The organism is Endozoicomonas sp. ONNA2 (genome assembly GCF_024606365.1).
Lineage (GTDB): Bacteria > Pseudomonadota > Gammaproteobacteria > Pseudomonadales > Endozoicomonadaceae > Endozoicomonas.
The window spans coordinates 1-2,493 of sequence record NZ_JAHHPO010000945.1 but is presented as its reverse complement, the minus strand read 5'-3'; the positions used below and the strand labels follow the sequence as shown (position 1 = coordinate 2,493).

General features: G+C 50.8%; 2 protein-coding genes. Both read left to right on the top strand.

Annotated features, from left to right (window positions below; genetic code table 11):
* Nucleotides 1-2,223: ZmpA/ZmpB/ZmpC family metallo-endopeptidase-related protein (locus tag KDK14_RS16795; protein WP_257266330.1), on the top strand; the 2,223-nt coding region annotated here is incomplete at its 5' end.
* Nucleotides 2,204-2,434, top strand: coding sequence for a hypothetical protein (locus KDK14_RS16790; RefSeq protein WP_257266329.1), 231 nt, complete (start codon nt 2,204-2,206; stop codon nt 2,432-2,434). The genes KDK14_RS16795 and KDK14_RS16790, both read left to right, overlap by 20 nt.
* The last annotated feature ends 59 nt before the right edge of the window (nt 2,435-2,493 follow it).

The following is a 2,493-nucleotide window of genomic DNA, read 5'->3' as shown; positions in this document are numbered from 1 at the left end:
GCCCCTGACTCCTGGATTAAAGTGAATAACACCGATGACCTGAACAAGATCTGCCTTGACGGGACATCATGTAGCGGAAAATATCAGCTGACGAAGGATATCAACGGTAACCAATTGGCCCGGTCCATCGGCAATAAAAACCACGGATTTAACGGCCATTTGGATGGTGATGATTTTACCATTTACGACCTCTCCAGCTGTTTGGTAAAAAATCTGACCGGTAATGGCAGGATCACTAACCTGAACTTTTTTAAAGCCTATATAACGTCAGAGGAACCAACCGGGGTAGCGGCTTGTGAAATGTCTGGCGACGCCATAATCGGTAATATTCGGGTTGAAAATGCTTACATTGAAACCAGAGGTGCGCATGCTGCTATTGGCGCAGGCAGCGTTAGTGACAGGGGAACGATTATCAACACAAGGGCGGTGAACTGCCGGGTGGACACTTCCGGTGCAAATTCACACGCTGGTATTGGTGTGGGATATCTGTCTGGAGGCAAAGTTACCAACACACGTGCAATAAATTGTCGTGTTGAAGCAAAGGGAAAAAAGGCAAAAGCCGGTATTGGTGCTGGAATGTCAAAAGGTGGAGTCGTTACCGACACAAATGCGACGAACTGTACTGTTAAAACAGCCAGAAAACTTGCAGATGCCGGTATTGGAGTGGGTTCTCAGGCTGACGGAGGCATTGTTACCAGGACATATGCAGATCACTGCAATGTGACAACTTTACAGGACTATGCAGATGCTGGTATCGGGGCCGGAGAATCGCAACAAAGTACTGTTAGTCAAACGACAGCGGTCAAATGCAATCTGATAACCTTCCGAGAAGAGTCAGATGCTGGCGTTGGGGTGGGTTATCAGATAGGAGGAACTGTTACCAGGACAACTGCGAATCACTGCCGAGTGGTAACCAAATACCATTCTGCAAATGCGGGTATTGGGGTCGGATCATCGCCGGAAGGTGGTGCTGTCAGCCACACGAAAGCGGTGAACTGCGAGGTGTACACCAACCTATATGGGGCAACTGGTGGTATTGGGGCCGGAGCAACCCGGGATGTTACTGTTAGCCACACGACAGCGGTGAACTGTAATGTGACAACTCATGGAATTGAAGCCGCTGCTGGTATTGGGACCGGATTAGCGATCGGGGGTGACGTTAGCTACACGACAGCGGTTAACTGTAATCTGAAAACCCACGAGGAAGCAGCAGATGCTGGTATTGGGGCAGGAGATAATTCTGGACATGTTACCGACACGACGGCAAAAAACTGCACGATTAAAACCTCAGGCATTGAGGCTTACGCCGGTATTGGTGCGGGCGCTAATGATGATAAAGAGGGAATAATTAACAACACGATTGCAGTGGACTGTGATGTTAGCACCGAGGGAGAATATGCAACAGCCGGTATTGGCGCAGGAGAGCCAAAAGGGAATATCACCAACACCAGGGCGATTGATAGCAACGTTACAAGCAGACATGCCACTGCGGATATCTCGGGAGGAAAAAATCCGGTTATTTGTAATGTTAATGTCAATCGCAAAAGAATAAGCAGCGCCCGGGGGTGTCAGTCCTGGTGGGATAATAATTTCTGTGCAGATATTGATCGCAGCCTGCTAACCCCAAAGTGCAAAATCATTAATAATGGTCTTGATAACCTTGCTAATTCCCGGCCAACTTCCCCAATTCCAGAGACGGTGGTCACACAAATACCCTTCGCGGCATCGCTGGATGCTTCCACCAAAATCGTTATCGCCCTGGGCTCGGTCATTGTTGTGCTGCTCGGAGCTATTAGTGTGATCGCCTGCCGCTATTGCAGGTCATCCACTAATGCTAACCGTAACCGTGAGCAACCCATGCCAGAGGGCAGCCAACCCCGAACCCGGGGACAGCGGCCTGCGCTTCCCCGGCACCAAACGTCAGAAAACAGGAGACCACGGCCTGGTTTGCCCCCGGAACATTACCAACCCTTGTTGTTCAACCTGATATCGCTGCCTCCTGTCCCCCGAAGCCCTTACCAGGGGTTAGTATACCAACAAGCAAACATGGCAACAGATGACGGCACTCCCGTGGAGGACTCTGAACAAGAACCTGCCCTGCACCCCTCTGACAGCCCTGTGTACCAGGAACTGAGCGAGTATGAATACACCGATAGCCAGGGCGAATCGGATGGCCCGTGCAGCAACAGCTGGCCGCCTGCTTGTGACAGACACGGACAATGAACCCACCCTTGGTCCACTTTCTGACAGCCCTGTGTACCAGGAACTGACCGAGCCTGAAACTGACTCTGACCATTACCATGATAAACCGGCCGTGGTCGCACTGGCAGGTATGGCAACAGGTGACAGCAGCCCCGCGACCAACGCTGACAAAGAATCTGACCATGATCAACTATCTAACGATCATGTATGGAAAATGCGAGAGCCCCGATGACCAGGTCATGAGGTATTGATTTTGATCCGGCAACCAGACATAACCCCACCAGACACAGT